Below are 16,863 nucleotides of genomic sequence, written 5' to 3' on the forward strand. Positions count from 1 at the left end.
CTCAGGGGGCCTGGACGCCGCCCGGCAGGGGGCGCCAGGCCCGGGCCCGCCACAGGCCCAGCCCGTAGGCGAGCGCCAGCAGCGCGAAGCACACGAGCCCCAGGGCGTTGTAGCGGTGCACGAGCTCCAGCTCGCTCCAGCCGAAGTCGTTCACCAGCCGGGTCGGGTCGCTCGTGCCCACGCCTTCGATCAGTCCGAAGGGGATGCGGTCGAGGTTCGTGCGGCAGGCCCACCAGTCGCGGAACGTCTCCACGAGCGACGCGCCGCCGATGACGGCCAGCCCCCAGTGCAGCTGTCCCCGGCGCAGCGCGGACTCGCGAGGGGCGTAGAGGCTCAGCATCAGCAGGGCGCCGAAGACCATGCTGCCGCCATCTCCTCCGAAGGTGCGCAGGGGCCACGGGCTGCCGGTGCGCTGCAGCACGGAGCAGCAGAACTGGAGCGCGAGTCCGGCCAGGCCCAGGTTGCGCATCCAGTCCCGCCGGGTGAGCACGCCCCGGAGCACGAGCCCCGTGAGCGCGAACGTCATCAGGCCGATGAAGAAGGTCGAGCGTCCGCCCGTGTAGGTGACCCAGAGGCTCGGTGTGGCGGGGTGGCCACTGAACCAGGCGCAGACGGCATGGCCCAGCTCGTGGAGCAGCATGCCGAACAAGGCGAAGACGAAGGAGTTCCCCAGGGCGGCGTGGAGCACCCACAGGCCCACGAGCAGGCCGGGCAGGGCGAACAGCCGCAGCCGCCACTCGGCCACGGCCGCCTCGTGCTCCAGGGACCGCGAGAGGTTCTTGGAGAGAGACTGCCCCGGGTCATACACGGGCAGCGCGGCGGCGGCCGGGGCCCCCACCGCCGCCGGAGGCGGGGCGGGGACGGGCCGGGGCTGGGCCTTCGCGTAGAGCACGCCGCACCGCGGGCACTCGGGCGCCAGGATGCGGGGCTCACCGCAGCGGGGACAGGCCTTGAGCGGAGAACTCTCCATGCGGAGAGTCTACACGCCCCCGGGCCCTCGCCTCAGTGCAGCGTCTTCTTGAGCAGCCGCACGCGCTCGTGGGTCTGCTTCTGGGCCGGCAGGAGCACCATGCGGCCGAACCGGCGGGCCTCGCCGTGCAGCTTGTCGATGTCCCGCTGGTAGTCGGAGAGCCCATGGTCCTCGCCTTGCTCGAGCGCCTGGACGGCGGCCTTCTCCCCCAGCACGTCCGCGCCCGCTTGCACGAGCTGCGCGAAGACGCCCCAGGGTCCCGAGCTGTCGGAGGGCGTGCCGCCGAGCTTCTCGATGCGATCGCGCAGGGAGGACACGCGCTGCTCGTGGTCCTGGAGGCAGCCCTGCAACTGGTCCCGGACGTTGTCGGTCTCCACGTGCCCGATGGCCTGCCGGTACGTCTCCACGGCGGACAGCTCACCGCGCAGGAAGGAGTTGAGCGTCTCGATGTCGGAGTTCACGTTCGCCATTGCGTCTGCTCCGGGTTGGGGTGGGGTGCTGCTTCCCCAAAGGTGGGGCCCACGCCCGGATGGACAAGGAGCGCTCGCTGGCCCGGCCGCCCGGCCTCAGTGCATGGCGGGGCCGATGAGCCACCGGGCCCGGGCGCGCGCCACCACCTCGCCGGACGTGTCGGTCAGGTCCGCCTGCACGTCGTACTCGCGCCGCTCGCCCTCCACGGTGAGCGGCGCGGTGCACTCGGCGGTGATGGGGCCCCGGGCCTTCTTCAGGTAGTCCATCTCCAGGTGGGTGATGATGCCGCGCATGTCCTCGCCCAGGGAGGACAGCACGGCCATGCCCGTGGCCACCTCGCCCAGGTTCATCAGCGCGATGGCGTGCACCGAGCGCAGGTGGTTGCGCACCGCGCGCCGGTCGCGCATGAGCACCCGCACGTAGCCCGTCTCCAGCACGAGCACCTCGGGACGGATGGTGCCGGAGTAGGGCGCGATGCGGCCGATGAGCTGCCCCATCAACACGCCACCGCCGGGCGCATGGCGCAGCACGCTCCACGCGCGGCGCAGGGTCTCGGACGAGGCGAGCTGAGACAGGGAACGGGTCAGATCGGAGAGCGAGAACATGGCCCCCGAGGACATATCACCCCGGAGGCCCCGCTTTCAGCTGATGCTGTTGACGACCCCGCCATCCACCCGGAGCGCCGCGCCGGTGGTGGCCGAGGCCCCCGCGCCGCACAGGTAGACGGCGAGGTTCGCCACCTCCTCGGGCGTGGCGAAGCGCCGCAGCAGCGAGGTGGGCCGCGCGCTCTTGAAGAAGTCCGCCTCCGCCTGCTCCACCGTCACGCCCTGGGCGCGCGCCAGGCTCGCGAGGAAGTCCTGCACGCCCTCGGTGCGCGTGGGGCCCGGCAGCACCGCGTTCACCGTGACGCCCGTCTGGGCCAGCTCGATGGCCAGGCCCCGCGACACGCTCAACTGCGCCGTCTTCGTCATGCCGTAGTGGATCATCTCCTGGGGAATCTGCAGCCCCGACTCGCTGGAGATGAAGAGGATGCGGCCCCAGGCGCGCTCGCGCATGCCGGGCGCGTAGTGCCGCGAGAAGCGCACGCCGCTGAGCACGTTGGCCTCGAAGAAGCGCATCCAGTCCGCGTCGGTGATCTCGAAGAAGGACTTGGGCTCGAAGATGCCCAGGTTGTTCACGAGGATGTCCACCGACGGCACGCGCGAGAACAGCGTCTGCGCGCCCTCCGCGGTGGAGGCGTCCGCCGCCACGCCCTCCACCTGGGCGCCCGGTACCTCCGCACGCAGGCGCGCGAGCGTCTTCTCCACCGACTCCGCCTTGCGGCCATTCACGACGACGTGGGCCCCCTCGGCCGCGAGCCCCCGCGCGATGGCGAAGCCGATGCCCTGGGTGGAGCCCGTCACGAGGGCCCGACGGTTGCGCAGTTCAAGATTCATGGATGTATTTCCCCGGAAGACAGGTCAAGTGTGAAACCCGGGGCGAATGCGCCGCCCCGAATCCTTTGTTCGGAGGCAAGGCGATAGGCTGTCGCCTGTCCCCCGGAGTGAGTATGCCCTTGTTGCCTCACCGCTCGCCGGTCGATGTCGCGCTCGGCGTCATCGTCCTCAACCTCGTGCGCTACGCGATCTTCGCCGTGCCGGCGTTCGTGCTGTTCCACCGCCGAGCGCCCCGGCGGTGGCTGTCGCGTCGGCTGGGCCCGGGGCCGGTGTCGCCCCGGCAGGCCCGGCGCGAGGTCGCCTACTCGCTGGTGTCGCTGACCATCTTCGGCCTGGTGGGCGTGCTCATGTACGGGCTCGCCCAGGCGGGGCTGTCGCGCTTCTACGTGGACGACCGCTACGGGCTGGGGTGGTTCCTCCTATCCATCCCGGTGATGCTGCTGCTTCACGACACGTACTTCTATTGGACCCACCGCTTCATGCACTGGAAGCCGGTCTTCAAGCACGTGCACCGGGTGCACCACCTGTCGCACGATCCCTCCCCGCTCGCGGCCTATGCCTTCCATCCCCTGGAGGCGGTCATCGAAGCGGGCATCGGGCCGCTCATCATGCTGACGCTGCCCGTGCACCGGCACGCGTTCCTCATCTTCCTGACCATCCAACTGGCCATGAACGTGCTGGGCCACCTCGGCTTCGAGTTGTTCCCGCGCGGTTTCATGCGCTCGTCGCTCGGCCGGTTCCTCAACACGACGACCCACCACCACCAGCACCACCAGAAGACGAACTGGAACTTCGGGCTCTACTTCAACCTCTGGGACCGGCTGCTGGGCACCAACCACCCCCGCTACGAGGACACCTTCGAGGCGGTCACCACGGCCCCCGCCGCCGAGGAGCCCGAGGCGGTGGCCTGGACGGTCGAGACACGCTGAGGCTCGGTCCCCTTCCTGCTCCACCGGCGTGCGTCCGCGAGAGGGGACGGGGTGCGTGTGGGGCGCCCCATGCTGAACATCTTTTCAGAGCCGGAGTGGACCTGTCCGGCTTCCACCCTCGGAAAGGATGTCGGCCATGGCGACCACACGACAGGCGGAGACGGAAATCAGCGCGGGGCAGGAGCATCTGCGCCGCAACGGCATGATGGCGCACCTGTTGGATGCGCTGGAGGCCGGTGAGGACATCGGCCACTTCGGTCGGCTCGTGTTCACGATGGTGGCGCGGCACTTCGTGGACGAGGCGGAGCTCCAGGAGCTGCTCGTGCAGGACCCCGCGTTCGATGACGCCCAGGCGCTCGCGCTCATCGAGCAGGTGGCGGCGCGGGACTACAGCCCGCCCCGGCGCGAGAAGGTGCTCGAGTTCCAGGCGCGCCAGGACTTCCCCATCTGCCCCAACCCGGAGGATCCCGACGCGGGCAACGTCTACAAGGACCTCGAGTTCCCCGAGCATGTCTACGCGCACATCTCGGAGTACCGGGAGCAGCAGGCCCATGCGCACGACGCGGAGGCGAACGCGGCGGGGTAGGCCCTTGCCCCCGCTGGTCGTTCAGGAGGGCGCGCCCCGTCCTCACGGGGCGGGCCTGCACCCGCAGCCGCAGTCGTTGAAGAAGGCCTCGGCGCCTCCGGGGCACTTGAACAGCACACCCCGGCAGGCCACGGGATCCCTCAGCACGTAGTGGTAGCCGGGCTCGTTGCCGCACGCGGTGAGGGGCTCCTGCACCTCGGGGACGCAGACGCCGCTGCAATCGCGTCCGCCCTGCTGGGGATCGCAGCTGTCCGACGGATCGTCCTCACAGACATAGAAGCGAGGACAGGGGATGCCGCCGATGCCGCCGCAGAACTGACCCGCGTCCTCCTCCGCCGCCTGGACCCCCGCGCGCTGCTGGACCTCGCGCTCGTCGGTGGGCCCGCAGGCGCCCAACAACACCAGACCGCCCACGCCCAGGACACTCCAGATCATCCCTCGCACGCTCATGGTGTTCCCCCTCGATGCCTGTCTGGGCGACCCTGGCCGCCCGCGAGAGAAATGGGATTGATGGGAATAATCCGGTAGGGAAGCGCGGAATCGTCACCGCTCCCTCGGCTGCCTGGTTTCCAGGGCGAGCCGGATGGCCTGCTCCACCGGGGAGCAGGCCGGGTCCTCACGCCGCGACACGAGGGGCGTGGCGGGCAGCAGGGGCGGCTGGGCCATGAAGCGGGGCCGCGTGCCGCGATGCGACTGGGCCGAGTGCACGAGGAAGGGGTGGCACAGGTACACCGTCCCCGCCTCACCCGTGGCCAGCACTTCGGGGCGTCCCGCCGAGTCCGCGAACCCCTGGGCGGCCAGCTCTCCCAGCGTCAGCCCCGCCTCGCCCGCGGGCGCCAGCGTCCGCGCGATGTCCAGATGCGAGCCCGCGCGGATGCGGGTCGGCGCGTCGTCGGGCCCCACGTCCGAGAACAGGAACAGCATCAGCAGCGCCCGGCCCCGGGAGTGGATGTTGGCGCGCCATTGCAGGAAGTCGGGATGCTCGGTGCCGAAGCTGACGTCGATGTGCCAGCCGGCATCGCCGGGGTCCTCGGGGGAGGGAAAGCGCACGGGGAAGGTGCCCAGGGCCTTGCACGGCAACCAGCGGCCCGGACCCACGAGCTGATCGAAGGCCGCGTGCAGCAGCGGGGTACTGGCGGCCCGGGCGAACGGCTCCTGCCCGTAGTGCCCGAGCCGGATGACGGGCTTCGTCCAGGTCGCGGGCGCCTGTGGATCGCATCGCGTGTCCCGCCAGAGCAGGGCCCGGCCCTCGTCCGCCCAGGCGCGGGGAAAGGCGTCGTCGAGCCGCACGAAGCCCTCGTGGATGAAGTGCTCGACCTGTGCGTCGGTGAGTCGACGGCGGATGTCGTCCATGCGAGGCCCCCGGTTGTGGACAAGACAGACGCCGTCCTACCGAAAGCCTCTTCCCGGAGGCAAGCCCTAGGGCGCGGTGTCGACGCGCGTCTCGATGACGTCCTGCACGCCCTGCGAGACGTCGGCCATGAAGTTCAGGCCGGTCTGCTGCTCGATGGCGCGCGCGGTGACGCGGTAGTCCTGCCAGTTGGCGCTGCGGGAGATCTTGCTGTCGCTGTTGGGCATCACCACGGCGATGACGCGCGTGCTGGTGGTGACGTTCGTCGGGCCCTGTCCCGGGCTGTTCATCACGGTGATGACCTTCCACGTGGACGTGGGCACGGCCACCCTGCCGTTGCCGATGGTGGACACGGTGCCCGAATAGAGGGGACCGGCCATGATGTACAGCTCCTTGCCCGACGCCACGAGCGAGCGCGAGTAGGACTCGAGCCGCTCCCAAGGGCCCTGATTGTTGTTGGGCGACTGGGGGATCATGTTGGTCAGATAGAAGGTGGTGGAGTTGTCCGGGGTCGTGAGCGTGCGGTCCCCGGACGGACACAGGTGGCCCCGGTCATAGCCCGAGCCCGAGTAGTCGGAGAGCGCGGCCTGGGGGATGCTCGCGGGCAGGGTGTTGTCGCTGCGAAAGGTGTCCTGGCGCGAGGTGCTGCCCAGCCACGAGGTGTTGAGCTGCCACGCCGCCCAGTTCGGCGTCTTGCGCGAGCCGTTGTAGGAGATGACGTACGGGGACTTCACCGACAGATAGCGATCGGGACTGCTGGTGCTGGGGGTGGAGCTGTCCGGCAGCCCCAGCTTCACGTGCACGCTGATGCTCGCGCCCGCGGCGAGCGAGGCCTCGCCCAGGTCCTCCGGCGCGATGCTGGCGTTCTCTCCTTCCGGGGGAAGGGACTCGAGCAGCTCGCCCTCCTCCAGGGGACCACACGCGACCAGTACGGACAGGAACGCAACCGCGGCACCACGCACGAAACGCTGGAGGAACATTCTCATCCTGGGAGAAAAACGCCGCCCATACCCGCCCGTCCGTGGGGAAGGGCGTTCTCGTAACATGAGAAAAATGGGCGCTCCAGAATCGGGCGCGTGAAAAGCCGGGGGCGCTCCGGCCCGAATCGTCCGGAGGACACTCCGGACGATTCGGGCCTCGGGGGCCTCAGGGGCCGCGGAGCACGCTCAGCCCGCGGTCGGTCAGCACGAGCAGCATGCGGGGCGTCACCGTGGGCTCGTAGACGAGCTGGAGGACGCGCTGTCCGGACACCTCGCGCACCTGGGCGAGCGTGGTGCCATCCGCCTCCAGACGCCAGAGGCCGGCGCCATCCGTGCCGATGTAGAGCGCGCCGTCGTCCGTCGCCTTGAGCGCGAGGATCTTCTCCGAGGGCAGGCCTCCGAGCTTCGACCAGTTGCCCGCGGAGCGGGAGCGGGGCGTCATCGCCCAGACACCATACTCGGCGCTGCCCAGGTAGTAGCGCTGGCCCGTCGTCTGCTCGATGGCGCGCCAGAAGTCATCGGTCGCCTGATCGTTGAGGGCGTCGTTGAAGCCCTTGAAGCGCCAGGGCGTGGGGCCCTCCCAGGTGTACTCGCGGTCCCACTCCTCGAGCTTGTCGCTCGGGATGAGCGCGCCGAGCATCTGTTCGTTGGCCACGAGCACGTCGCCGTTGGGCGCGATGCCCAGGCCGTGCATCGGCGGGCACTGGAGCGACTCGTCCTTGGTGCCGTCCGGGCGGGTGGTGACGAGGTACCAGCCCGGGTGCCGGTGGCTGTTGTAGGTGAGCCCCTGGATGCGCGTCACCCCGTGGTTGGTGGTGATGTACAGGTCGCCGCGGTGTGCCCCGCGCGTCACGCGGGCGCAATTGAAGACACTGCGATCCTCCTCGTAGTGGAAGTCATTGGTGTTGTGGATGCCGAGCTGCCGGCCCTTGTTCGACGCGCCGGTGGTGCGCCAGAGGTGCTCCTCGAGCGCGACCGAGCCATCGGCCTGGAGCCGGACCGCGTCGAGGTCTCCCTTCTGGTACTCGGCGTAGCGCTCGGGGGTGTAATAGGGCTCGCCGGGGCCGGGGATGTAGGTGCGCTGGGAGATGCCCTCGGCCCGCCGCATCTCGGCGGCGCGGTAGCCCACGTACGCGCGCCCCGCCTCGCCGCCGCAGATGACGGTGGAGCCGACGGCGAGCGAGTCCCGGCCGAAGGGTTGGCTCGCCTGGCCGATGCCCGAGGTCCACGTGGGGGCCTTGTCGCCCGGCCGCAGCACGCCGATGCGGGCGCCATCCAGCAGCCACAGGTTCATCCCCTCATCCAGGCCCACGCTCTGGGGCGTGCCCACGCCGAACGTCTGGCTGTAGTCGAGCACGGCCTCCAGGGGCCACGGTCCCGCCTGGGGCGGCTCCCCGGTCTCGGGCGCCGTGGCCGGGGGCTCCTCCGTGGGAGGTCGAGGGTTCGTGTTCTCCTCGGGGGGCACCGCGGGCGTCTCGGAGGGCACTTCGTTTCCCACCGGCGGGGGCGTCGTCGGACCTCCGGTCGGCTCGTCTGTCCGGGACCCCTCACTACAACCCGCCGAGATCAAAGCCAGGACCACGACCCCCACGCCCACTCCGCCCGTGCGAATGCCCATGTGCTCCTCCGGTTGACGGGGGAGCCCTTCGCAAGTCCCGGGCCCGGGCCCGCGGGTGTTCAGTTTCGCGCCAAGGGACACCGCCCGGGCTCGCCCCCGGGCGGAGGGGTGGGGGGGCGATGATTAGAGTCGGCCGCTCCAACGAGAGGAGCCTCATGGCACTGCAGGCGGACTACAAGGATGTGCTCGACGTCGCGAAGACGGTGGGCGCCAAGGTCGAGTCCCGGGAAGAGAATGGCAAGCTCGTCGTCCAGGGCACGGTGGACCATGCCTGGGATCGCGATCGCATCTGGGATCAGATCAAGGCCAAGCACGCCAACTGGCAGAACGAGATCATGGTGATGCTGACCGTGACCCACGCGGAGCCCTATGGCGTCTACACCGTCAAGTCCGGGGACACGCTGAGCAAGCTCGCCAAGGAGATCTACGGCGATGCGAAGCTCTACCCGCGCATCTTCGAGATCAACAAGGACCAGCTCAAGAACCCGGATCAGATCAAGGTGGGCCAGGTGCTCAAGCTGCCCCCCAAGTCGATCGCCACCTCCTGAGCGTCACGCCGCTCCCGGGCCCTCCTCACGGAGGGCTCGCCGGGGCGGACGCGCTCAGTCGCGCTCCCACCGGAAGGTGAGCTTCTTGCCCTCGGTGGTGGCGCGGCCCAGCTCCATCGTGAACGCCTTGACGCCGACGTTGAAGGCGCCCGCCTTCCAGAGTTCCACCCGGTAGGAGTCCTGCATCTGGCCCGAGGCGTAGTCCACATACACCTCGCGGCGGCTGTCCTTGGTCTCGATCCGGGCGACCTGCACGGTCGAGCTGCCCGTGGTCGTGAAGATGTCGAGCGACTTCCACCAAGTGAGGTGGCTGGCCGCCTGCAGCACGAAGCGCGCCTTGGTCTTGTCGCCGTTGGGCAGGTCCTCGACCGTGTAGGACACGCGCCCGTGGCTGTTGTCGAAGAGCACCCCCTGGCCCTGCAACACGATCACCCCCTGCGCCACCTCGGCCACCTCCAGGGCCTCGGGCGCCAGCTCCTCGCCCTCCAGGGGACCCGTGTTGCAGCCAGACACCAGCAGGGGCACCGCGACGAACAGGGACGCAATCACTCGCTTCATGGAAGGCCTCGCCAGGAACGCGGGGAAACGATGTGTTCCCCGTCTTTCTGGTTAAGCCTTGTAGGATTATTTCACCGGGAGTGCTTCTCTCCAGGCGCCAACGTGTTGCGCGAACACGCCAGCGGCCCGGGAGGGGAGGGCCGCCTCACGCCGCCTTCTTGTAGCCGTGCACGAGCGGGTGGCGGGGCTCGTGGCCGCGCAGCTGGCGCCACTCCTCGCGGGCGATGCCCAGGCCGCCGCCGGCCATGGCGCGCATCCACGAGCGGCCCGTCTCCTGGGAGATGAACTGCCGCATGCGGTGCGGATCCTGGAGCAGGGGCGTGAGCCGCGTGGGATCGTTGAAGTTCTCCACGAAGGCATTGGCTAGGCGCTGCTCGCCGCTGGTGTTGTCGAAGCGCCCGTCGCTGCCGTACTGGGCGATGAGCAGGTCGCGCCCGGCGGTGGGCATGGGCTCGATGAGCAGGTTGTTGAAGGTGGACGTGGCCTCGCCGTGCTCGCGCCAGTAGCGCTCGAAGGTGTCCGTCATCCACTGCGAGTCGAAGGCGCCGTCGCCGTGGGCGAGGATGCACTCGACGAGGTTGCGCGCCATCTTGTTGCCGTTGTTGGCGCCCTGGCCGCCGATGGGATCCAACGACATGGCGGTGTCCCCCAGCGGCATCACGTACCGGCCCGAGGGCAGCCGCGCCACGGGCTTGCGCACGGTGGGGGCGAAGCTGCCCACCAGCCACCCGTTGGGGTCGGACACCTGGGCGCCGCGCATCCACGCCTCGTCCCAGGGCATCAGGTCGCGCACCACCTGCTTGCCCACCTCGAGCACCTGGGCGGCGCTCTTGGCCTCGCGGAAGCGATCCATGGGGCCGCCGGGCCGGGCCTCGAAGAGCAGGTTCCAGCTCGGGCCCGCGTCCTTGTGGAAGTAGGGCACCCAGAAGGCCTCGCCCGCGGGCGCCATCAGGTTGAGCTTCACCGGCAACAGCGGGATGCCATCGAAGCCCATCTGCGGCCCCTTCACGCACACCATGGCGAGCTGTCGCTGGGCCGTGTGGTAGACGCTGCGCGTCGCGTCGCGCTCGAAGAGGTTGCACAGGTCCGCGCGGCCCGCCGCCACGATGGTGAGATCGTGCTCGGCGGAGATCTCGTCCAGCCGCCGGGGCGACACGGACTCGATGCGCACCTGGCCGCCGCGCGCCTCCAGCTCCTTCATCCACTGGTGGCTCTGCAGGCGCAGGTCGATGGCGACGAACGGCCGGCGCAGGCGCCCGGTGACGGTGAGCATCCGGTTGCCGAGCATCGGGCAGAAGGTGATGTGGAAGCCGTCTCCCCACGGCGCGTCATCCACCCAGGAGTTGAGGTCGAGCTCGTACTCGAACTGGAGCGCCAGGTCGAAGCGCGTCGCGGTCCCCGTGGGCCGGCTCTCGCGGAGCCATTGCTCGGGCGTGCGGTCCGAGTAGAGCGTGACGCGGTAGCCGGCCTTCACGAGCGCGTGCGCCGCCAGCAGACCCGCCTGCCCCGAACCGATGATCGCGATGTTGCGCATGGACGTTCCTTCCGCCCCAGGGGCGAGATGTTGGCCCCCGCGCACTGCAACGGCCGTGCCCGGTCGGGAATAATCCGGGTTCTTCGGCTTCTCCCTGGGAAGAGGGGCTGTCTTCCCATACTTCAATCTTGATGCCTGGGGTATCCCTGACTCGTGCTCGCTCTCTTGCCTGCTTTGTGTCGGTGGCGTCGGAAATGACGCCCCGCGTTCACTCATTGGGTGGGAGCGGAATGACCCAGACGGGCCGCGTTCATTCCCGGGCGGGAAGGTGCTCGAGCAAGCCGGTGAGTGTGGGGCAGAGCAGGTCGGGCGAGACGGCGGCGAGCTGGGCCTCGTCGTGGGTGCCCCACAGAACGGCGCAGGTGCGCAGGCCGGCCGCCTTGCCGGCGAGGATGTCGTGGGTGGTATCGCCCACCATCCACAGGCCCTGGGTGCCCAGCGCGGCGAGCGCCCGGTGGATGACGTCCGGGGCCGGCTTGTGCGGGAAGCCATCCGTGCCCTGGACGTGATCCAGCGCCGGGGCCAGACCCACGGCGTCCACGAAGCGCCGGGCCATGTCGGTGCGCTTGGTGGTGGCCACCGCCAGCGTGTAGCCCCGCGCGCGCAACTCCGCGAGCACCTCGACGACGCCCGGGAAGGGGCGCGAGCGGGTGGTGAAGTGGCGCGGGTAGTGCTCGCGGTAGAGCGCGCACAGCGCCGTCACGTGGTCGGGTGCGTACTGGGCGTACATGGCCTCCAGCGGGTGGCCGATGAGCGGGCGCACCTCGGCGACAGAGGGCACGGGCAGTCCCAACTGGCCAAAGCCGTACTGGAAACTGGTGATGATGTCCGGCAGCGAGTCCACCAGGGTGCCGTCGAGGTCGAAGACGAGGGTCGGGGCGGGAGGCGTCATGCGCGCCCTGCTACCAGAGCCGCGCGGGGGCGCCCACCGCCGCTCGCCTGTCTGCTCTGGGAGCGAGCCGGACATTGCGACCGCACTGTTCATTTTCTGTATGATGGTTCGGATGCGCGAAAGGATGGGCAGCGTCCGTTGATCACCATCGATGACACCTCGTGGCCGGTGCTGACGGTGTCGTTCACGGGGAAGAACTCCCCCCAGGAGTTCAACGCCTATCTGGCGCGGATGACGGAGTACCTGCGGCGCGGGGTGAGGCACGCCGTCATCCTCGACTCGAGGGACCTGGCCGCCACGCCCACGCTCGAGCAGCGTCAGCGTCAGGTGGACTGGATCCAGGCGAACACGCCCGCCCTGCGGCAGTGGTCGCTCGGCAACGCGTTCGTCATCACCTCGCCCTTCATCCGGCTGGCCATGAACATCATGTACCAGCTGCAGCCCCTGCCCACGCCCCACACGGTGGTGGGGGACATCAAGATGGCGCGCACCTGGGTGGACGGCCGCTTCCGGGCCGTGGGCCTGCCGCCGCCCCCGGAAGTTCCCGTGGGCAGGCGGGGGAGCGGCTGAGGAAGCCTTTTCGGGCACGGGGCGTTTGCTTCCCGCCCGCCTGAGCGGTTAGGGGTGGGGAAGGACGCACCTCATGGCCCTCCAGACCCCTCGCTACGCCCATCCGTTCCTGCCCGTCACCCGCGCCGACATGAAGGCCCGGGGTTGGGAGCAACTCGACATCATCATCGTCACCGGCGATGCGTACGTCGACCATCCCGCGTTCGGTCCCATCCTCATCGCGCGCTTCCTCGAGGGCCGGGGCTTCAAGGTCGGGGTCATCTCCCAGCCGGACTGGCACTCGGCCGAGCCCTTCAAGGCCCTGGGCAAGCCGCGCCTGTTCTTCGGGGTGGCCGCGGGCAACCTCGACTCGATGCTCAACCGGCTCACCGCGCAGAAGAAGAACCGCTCGGAGGATCAGTACAGCCCGGGCGGGCGCACCAGCTGCCGGCCGGACCGCGCCTCCATCGTCTACGCGCAGCGCTGCCGCGAGGCCTTCCCGGACGTGCCCATCGTGCTCGGGGGCATCGAGGCGTCGCTGCGCCGCATCGCCCACTACGACTACTGGAGCGACAAGGTCCGGCGCGCCATCCTCTTCGACGCCAAGGCGGATCTGCTCGTCTTCGGCATGGGCGAGCGGCCCATCTGGGAGATCGCGGACCGGCTCCACCAGGGCGAGCGCGTCGAGGACCTCAAGGACGTGCGGGGCACGGCCTACCTCATCAACGACGAGGCGATGAAGGTGCACGAGGCGGACCCGGCCCGGCGCGCCGCGGATCAGAAGACGGTGGTGCTGCCCTCGTACGAGCAGGTGGTGGCGGACAAGGAGGCCTTCGCGCGCATGTCGCGCGACTTCCAGCTGGAGACCAACCCCGGCAACGGGCGGCCCCTGGCGCAGCGCCACGGCAACCGCGCGGTGTACTTCAACCCGCCCGCCCGGCCCCTGGAGGATGGCGCCGGCAAGGGCGAGAGCACGTCGGTGTCCATGGACGAGCTCTACGACTTGAAGTTCAACCGGGTGCCCCACCCGATGTACGCGGAGAAGATCCCCGCCTACGAGACGGTGAAGCACTCGGTGGTGCTCATGCGCGGCTGCTTCGGCGGCTGCACCTTCTGCTCCATCACCGAGCACGAGGGGCGCGTCATCCAGAGCCGCAGCGCGGAGAGCGTGCTGCGCGAGGTGCGGGCCCTGCGGCGCATGGGCGACTTCCGCGGCACCCTGACGGACCTGGGCGGGCCCACCGCCAACATGTACAAGCTCAAGTGCAAGAGCGAGGACATCGAGAAGCGCTGCCGCAAGCTGTCCTGCGTGCACCCCGGCGTGTGCGAGAACCTGGACACCGACCACGGGCCGCTCATCGACCTGATGAAGCAGGTGCGCAAGGAGGACGGCATCAAGCACGTCTTCATCGCCAGCGGCGTGCGCTACGACCTGGCCGAGCGCTCCCCCGAGTACGTGAAGGAACTGGCGGCGCACCACGTGGGCGGACAGCTGTCGGTGGCCCCCGAGCACGTGTCGCCCCGGGTGCTCGAGAAGATGAAGAAGCCGGGCATCGAGAGCTTCGAGCGCTTCCAGACGATGTTCGCCTGCGCGAGCGAGGAGGCCGGCAAGGAGCAGTACGACATCCCGTACTTCATCAGCGGGCACCCGGGCTCGGAGCTGTCGGACATGGTGGACCTGGCGCTGTGGCTCAAGCAGAACGGCAAGCGCCCGCGCCAGGTGCAGGACTTCATCCCCACGCCCATGTCCGTGGCCACGGCCATGTACTACTCGGGCTACGATCCGCTGAAGATGGAGCCCGTCTACACGGCGCGGGGCCTGCGCGAGAAGAAGCTGCAGAAGGCCCTGCTGCTCTACTGGAACCCCGAGCAGTGGCCGCTCGCGCGCGAGGCGCTGATCCAAGCGGGACGCGAGGACCTGATCGGCCGGGGGCCGCACGCGCTGGTGCCGCCGGAGACGGGCGGGGAAGCGTCGCGCCGCAAGGCCGCCGAGGGCCGCGAGCGCCGCGCCCGCTAGGAGAGCGGGGGGGCGACCGCGAGGCACGTCTCGCGGCGGACCGTTGGACGCCGCACCTTGGTGGCATGACGGACCTGTTCCAGCTCTTCGCCGTGTCCGCCGTGGTGATGGGGATCTCCCAGACCATCACCCGCGAGCGACTGTTCGCGCCCTTCCGGGAGTTCATGGGCAGCAAGGAGCACTGGCGCGGCTACCTGGTGTCCTGCGCCTACTGCACGTCCCACTACGTGGCCTTCGTGTTGGTGCCGCTCACGGGGACCTATCCCATCAAGGTCGTGGTGGGCGGCTGGGTGGGCGGTGTGCTGAGCTGGTTCTTCTCCTCCATCCTGCTCACCGTCATCGCCGCCTTCTTCCGGGTGCTCTTCTGGTTCGTGGATGAGACCCAGGGGCTGGTCCGGCGTCGGCAGCGCACGGAAGAGGAAGAGACCGCCACGCGCCGCTTATTGCGTCAGCAAGCCGAACGGCAGGTGTCCCCAGCCGAACGGGTGGAGTCCCCGCACTGACGGCGTTATGCCCCCGGCATGGGCTCGACCTCCAAGAACCTGGGCAGTCCGCTCGCCGTCGAAGTGGAGATCCGCGCGGAGAAGGCCTCCGCCATGCGCCGGGTGGCGCATCGCGTGGAGTCCCTCCTGGCGGAGTTGAGCAAGGTCGAGGTCGCCTCCCTGGGCACCCAGGGCGCCGAGCGGGCACGTCACGTGGCCCGGCATCAGGCGCTGCGCGCCGAGGCGGAGAAGCAGCGCTGGTACCTCATCGTCCAGCGAGAGGCGATGGGCCTGTACCGCCACGACGACATCGACGAGCTGTACCGCCTGCCGCCGCCGCTCCGGTAGCCCGGCGGACGGGCGTCGGTGCGGGGGGGGGTCCCTGGCTTCCGGGGCGGGGCATGCCCAACCTTGCGGGAAGCGGTCATCTCGCGACCAGGAAGGGGTGGGGCATGTCATCGGAGGTTTCAGCCCGGAGCACGACGCTCCGCATCGAGGACACGGAGCGCAAGAAGGTCCTGGGTCAGCCCGAGCCGATGAAGTCGGACCTGGTGGTGTTCGACCCGGCGGCGGACGAGACGGGCGACGCGGACACGGTGTCCGAGGACCCCGAGGCCGAGCCCGTGCCCCACCACTGAGCGGCTCCGCCAGGTGGTGAGTTCCGTCACCAGTCACAACGGTTGTCACCAGCGCGGGTGAGGGCGGCGCCTCTGCTTGGCCCCCCGTGACGGGGCCAACTCCTTGATATTCCGAGCGCTTCGGACGGATGGGGACCGTGGCACACCTCGTGCTCTTGGGTAGGGGCACGTCGTCGCCTTCCTCCTCTCGCCGCCACCGAGGCCGCCCATGTCCCTGCCCATCGCCGCCCGCCGTCCCCTGCTGCCCACCGCCCTCGCCGAGTCCCTCCCGAGCCAGGTGAACATGCCGATGGTGCGGAACCCGATGGCGCGGGGCCTGGGGACGCCGGCCATCCCCCTGCAGGATCCCCTGCGGCCGCCGTCCGCCACCGGGGGCTTCAGCGGCGGCCTCACCACCGTCACCGCGCCCAACCCCAACGTGTCCTTTGGCGGCTACTCCGGCGTGAGCACCTTCGAGCAGGGCCCCTTCCGCGGGCCGAGCGCGGAGATGGGCGGGAGTGGCCGGGCCCAGTGGGGCGCCACGGGCGGCGGCGGGCGCCTGGATGGCCACATGGGCGCGGGCGTGGGCGGGGTGAGCGTCCAGGGTGAGCTGCCCGGTGGCATCCAGGGCGAGGCGTACGCCGAGGGTCCGAGCATCAGCCTGGATGGGCACGCCGACGCCTCGGTGGGCGCCACCGGGTTGAACATCAGCCTGGGCCTGGACGTGGACGCCACGCTCGCCGAGGCGGGCGCGAGCGGCAAGAAGACGATCGACTTCGAGGTGGCGGGCGAGAAGTTCTCCGCGGAGCTGGACCTGGCGGCGATGGGCAAGATTGGCGCCGAGGGCCACATCAACCTGGACGTGAAGCTGGGCCTGACGGGCGCGTCCATCTCCGCTCGGGCCGAGGGCTTCGCGGGCGCCAGGGCGTCGCTGAGCGGCGGCGTGACGCTCAAGCACAACGACGACATGCTCGCCCAGGGGAAGATCACGGCGAGCGCCACCGCGGGCGTGGGCGGCGATGCGCACGCGGACCTGTCGCTGGAAGGCGGCAAGGTGAAGTTCGACGTGGGCGCCGAGGCCACCACGGGCGTGGGCTTCGGGCTGGACGTGACCGGTCAGGTGGACGTGGGCGCCACGGCCAAGGCCGTGGGCGACGTGCTCAAGGTCAACGCCGAGAAGGTCGTGGAGGACGTGAAGGAAGGCGCCGGCAAGGTCGTCGAGGAGGTGAAGGAAGGCGCCGGCAAGGTCGTCGAGGAGGTGAAGGACGGCGCCGGCAAGGTCGTCGACAAGGTCGGGGACTTCTTCAAGGGCCTGTTCTGAGCCA

20 protein-coding genes are annotated in these 16,863 nt (G+C 69.8%); 9 read left to right on the forward strand and 11 right to left on the reverse strand.

Annotated features, from left to right (window positions below; translation table 11 throughout):
* Position 1: 1 nt before the first annotated feature.
* From I3V78_RS13460 to I3V78_RS13475, 4 genes are all read right to left on the reverse strand, one after another.
* Entirely contained in the window at positions 2–970 is a 969-nt protein-coding gene (locus I3V78_RS13460) for a hypothetical protein (RefSeq protein ID WP_204487801.1), read from the reverse strand.
* A 32-nt stretch (positions 971–1,002) separates the two neighbouring features.
* A complete protein-coding gene (locus I3V78_RS13465) occupies positions 1,003–1,440 on the reverse strand; it encodes a DUF2383 domain-containing protein (protein WP_204487803.1) in 438 nt (145 codons plus the stop codon).
* Between the two features lie 96 nt (positions 1,441–1,536).
* Entirely contained in the window at positions 1,537–2,046 is a 510-nt protein-coding gene (locus I3V78_RS13470) for a DUF4442 domain-containing protein (protein ID WP_204487805.1), read from the reverse strand.
* A gap of 36 nt (positions 2,047–2,082) precedes the next feature.
* Complete coding sequence (locus I3V78_RS13475; protein WP_204487807.1) at positions 2,083–2,877, reverse strand: SDR family NAD(P)-dependent oxidoreductase; 795 nt, start codon at positions 2,875–2,877, stop codon at positions 2,083–2,085.
* Positions 2,878–2,990: 113 nt separating this feature from the next.
* On the opposite strand from I3V78_RS13475, the gene I3V78_RS13480 reads away from it, so the two are divergent.
* Together I3V78_RS13480 and I3V78_RS13485 are read left to right on the forward strand one after the other, a co-directional pair.
* Complete coding sequence (locus I3V78_RS13480; protein WP_204487810.1) at positions 2,991–3,806, forward strand: sterol desaturase family protein; 816 nt, start codon at positions 2,991–2,993, stop codon at positions 3,804–3,806.
* 136 nt (positions 3,807–3,942) lie between these two features.
* On the forward strand, positions 3,943–4,392 hold the full coding sequence (locus I3V78_RS13485) for a hypothetical protein (RefSeq protein WP_204487812.1): 450 nt from the start codon (positions 3,943–3,945) through the stop codon (positions 4,390–4,392).
* A 42-nt stretch (positions 4,393–4,434) separates the two neighbouring features.
* Here the strand turns inward: I3V78_RS13485 and I3V78_RS13490 are convergent, their stop codons facing one another.
* The 4 genes from I3V78_RS13490 to I3V78_RS13505 form a co-directional block, all read right to left on the reverse strand.
* Positions 4,435–4,842 (reverse strand): hypothetical protein, encoded by a 408-nt coding sequence (locus I3V78_RS13490; RefSeq protein WP_204487815.1) that lies wholly within the window; start codon positions 4,840–4,842, stop codon positions 4,435–4,437.
* A gap of 93 nt (positions 4,843–4,935) precedes the next feature.
* Entirely contained in the window at positions 4,936–5,745 is an 810-nt protein-coding gene (locus I3V78_RS13495) for a phytanoyl-CoA dioxygenase family protein (protein WP_204487817.1), read from the reverse strand.
* A 66-nt stretch (positions 5,746–5,811) separates the two neighbouring features.
* A complete protein-coding gene (locus tag I3V78_RS13500) occupies positions 5,812–6,723 on the reverse strand; it encodes a DNA/RNA non-specific endonuclease (RefSeq protein WP_204487819.1) in 912 nt (303 codons plus the stop codon).
* A 166-nt stretch (positions 6,724–6,889) separates the two neighbouring features.
* On the reverse strand, positions 6,890–8,209 hold the full coding sequence (locus tag I3V78_RS13505; protein ID WP_338023560.1) for a hypothetical protein: 1,320 nt from the start codon (positions 8,207–8,209) through the stop codon (positions 6,890–6,892).
* A gap of 287 nt (positions 8,210–8,496) precedes the next feature.
* Here I3V78_RS13505 and I3V78_RS13510 point away from each other — a divergent pair, with 287 nt between their 5' ends.
* Positions 8,497–8,889 (forward strand): LysM peptidoglycan-binding domain-containing protein, encoded by a 393-nt coding sequence (locus I3V78_RS13510; RefSeq protein ID WP_204487823.1) that lies wholly within the window; start codon positions 8,497–8,499, stop codon positions 8,887–8,889.
* Positions 8,890–8,943: 54 nt separating this feature from the next.
* On the opposite strand, the gene I3V78_RS13515 is transcribed toward I3V78_RS13510, so the two are convergent.
* The 3 genes from I3V78_RS13515 to I3V78_RS13525 all read right to left on the reverse strand — a co-directional run bounded on the left by I3V78_RS13515 (position 8,944) and on the right by I3V78_RS13525 (position 11,873).
* Positions 8,944–9,447 carry a hypothetical protein gene (locus tag I3V78_RS13515; protein ID WP_204487826.1) on the reverse strand — a complete coding sequence of 168 codons (504 nt, stop codon included), beginning with the start codon at positions 9,445–9,447 and terminating at the stop codon, positions 8,944–8,946.
* 145 nt (positions 9,448–9,592) lie between these two features.
* Positions 9,593–10,981, reverse strand: coding sequence for a styrene monooxygenase/indole monooxygenase family protein (locus I3V78_RS13520; RefSeq protein ID WP_204487828.1), 1,389 nt, complete (start codon positions 10,979–10,981; stop codon positions 9,593–9,595).
* A 250-nt stretch (positions 10,982–11,231) separates the two neighbouring features.
* A complete protein-coding gene (locus tag I3V78_RS13525; RefSeq protein ID WP_204487831.1) occupies positions 11,232–11,873 on the reverse strand; it encodes an HAD family hydrolase in 642 nt (213 codons plus the stop codon).
* A 138-nt stretch (positions 11,874–12,011) separates the two neighbouring features.
* Here I3V78_RS13525 and I3V78_RS13530 point away from each other — a divergent pair, with 138 nt between their 5' ends.
* From I3V78_RS13530 to I3V78_RS13555, 6 genes are all read left to right on the forward strand, one after another.
* The gene (locus I3V78_RS13530; protein ID WP_204487833.1) at positions 12,012–12,443 is read left to right on the forward strand and encodes a hypothetical protein; all 432 of its coding nucleotides are present in this window, start codon (positions 12,012–12,014) and stop codon (positions 12,441–12,443) included.
* Positions 12,444–12,516: 73 nt separating this feature from the next.
* Positions 12,517–14,439: a YgiQ family radical SAM protein gene (locus tag I3V78_RS13535; protein WP_204487834.1), complete on the forward strand. Its 1,923-nt coding sequence runs from the start codon at positions 12,517–12,519 to the stop codon at positions 14,437–14,439.
* Positions 14,440–14,504: 65 nt separating this feature from the next.
* A complete protein-coding gene (locus I3V78_RS13540; RefSeq protein WP_204487836.1) occupies positions 14,505–14,942 on the forward strand; it encodes a hypothetical protein in 438 nt (145 codons plus the stop codon).
* Positions 14,943–14,960: 18 nt separating this feature from the next.
* Positions 14,961–15,269: a hypothetical protein gene (locus tag I3V78_RS13545; protein WP_204487838.1), complete on the forward strand. Its 309-nt coding sequence runs from the start codon at positions 14,961–14,963 to the stop codon at positions 15,267–15,269.
* A gap of 104 nt (positions 15,270–15,373) precedes the next feature.
* The gene (locus I3V78_RS13550; protein WP_204487841.1) at positions 15,374–15,559 is read left to right on the forward strand and encodes a hypothetical protein; all 186 of its coding nucleotides are present in this window, start codon (positions 15,374–15,376) and stop codon (positions 15,557–15,559) included.
* 208 nt (positions 15,560–15,767) lie between these two features.
* Complete coding sequence (locus I3V78_RS13555; RefSeq protein WP_204487843.1) at positions 15,768–16,859, forward strand: Circumsporozoite protein; 1,092 nt, start codon at positions 15,768–15,770, stop codon at positions 16,857–16,859.
* Positions 16,860–16,863 lie beyond the last annotated feature (4 nt).

The organism is Archangium primigenium (assembly GCF_016904885.1).
Taxonomy (GTDB): Bacteria; Myxococcota; Myxococcia; order Myxococcales; family Myxococcaceae; genus Cystobacter; species Cystobacter primigenius.

Excerpts from the sequence above, each read along its gene's own strand:
- I3V78_RS13460 (WP_204487801.1), bottom strand. The coding sequence starts at position 970 with ATGGAGAGTTCTCCGCTCAAGGCCTGTCCCCGCTGCGGTGAGCCCCGC.
- I3V78_RS13465 (WP_204487803.1), bottom strand. The coding sequence starts at position 1,440 with ATGGCGAACGTGAACTCCGACATCGAGACGCTCAACTCCTTCCTGCGC.
- I3V78_RS13470 (WP_204487805.1), bottom strand. The coding sequence starts at position 2,046 with ATGTTCTCGCTCTCCGATCTGACCCGTTCCCTGTCTCAGCTCGCCTCG.
- I3V78_RS13475 (WP_204487807.1), bottom strand. The coding sequence starts at position 2,877 with ATGAATCTTGAACTGCGCAACCGTCGGGCCCTCGTGACGGGCTCCACC.
- I3V78_RS13480 (WP_204487810.1), top strand. The coding sequence starts at position 2,991 with ATGCCCTTGTTGCCTCACCGCTCGCCGGTCGATGTCGCGCTCGGCGTC.
- I3V78_RS13485 (WP_204487812.1), top strand. The coding sequence starts at position 3,943 with ATGGCGACCACACGACAGGCGGAGACGGAAATCAGCGCGGGGCAGGAG.
- I3V78_RS13490 (WP_204487815.1), bottom strand. The coding sequence starts at position 4,842 with ATGAGCGTGCGAGGGATGATCTGGAGTGTCCTGGGCGTGGGCGGTCTG.
- I3V78_RS13495 (WP_204487817.1), bottom strand. The coding sequence starts at position 5,745 with ATGGACGACATCCGCCGTCGACTCACCGACGCACAGGTCGAGCACTTC.
- I3V78_RS13500 (WP_204487819.1), bottom strand. The coding sequence starts at position 6,723 with ATGTTCCTCCAGCGTTTCGTGCGTGGTGCCGCGGTTGCGTTCCTGTCC.
- I3V78_RS13510 (WP_204487823.1), top strand. The coding sequence starts at position 8,497 with ATGGCACTGCAGGCGGACTACAAGGATGTGCTCGACGTCGCGAAGACG.
- I3V78_RS13515 (WP_204487826.1), bottom strand. The coding sequence starts at position 9,447 with ATGAAGCGAGTGATTGCGTCCCTGTTCGTCGCGGTGCCCCTGCTGGTG.
- I3V78_RS13520 (WP_204487828.1), bottom strand. The coding sequence starts at position 10,981 with ATGCGCAACATCGCGATCATCGGTTCGGGGCAGGCGGGTCTGCTGGCG.
- I3V78_RS13525 (WP_204487831.1), bottom strand. The coding sequence starts at position 11,873 with ATGACGCCTCCCGCCCCGACCCTCGTCTTCGACCTCGACGGCACCCTG.
- I3V78_RS13535 (WP_204487834.1), top strand. The coding sequence starts at position 12,517 with ATGGCCCTCCAGACCCCTCGCTACGCCCATCCGTTCCTGCCCGTCACC.
- I3V78_RS13540 (WP_204487836.1), top strand. The coding sequence starts at position 14,505 with ATGACGGACCTGTTCCAGCTCTTCGCCGTGTCCGCCGTGGTGATGGGG.
- I3V78_RS13545 (WP_204487838.1), top strand. The coding sequence starts at position 14,961 with ATGGGCTCGACCTCCAAGAACCTGGGCAGTCCGCTCGCCGTCGAAGTG.
- I3V78_RS13550 (WP_204487841.1), top strand. The coding sequence starts at position 15,374 with ATGTCATCGGAGGTTTCAGCCCGGAGCACGACGCTCCGCATCGAGGAC.
- I3V78_RS13555 (WP_204487843.1), top strand. The coding sequence starts at position 15,768 with ATGTCCCTGCCCATCGCCGCCCGCCGTCCCCTGCTGCCCACCGCCCTC.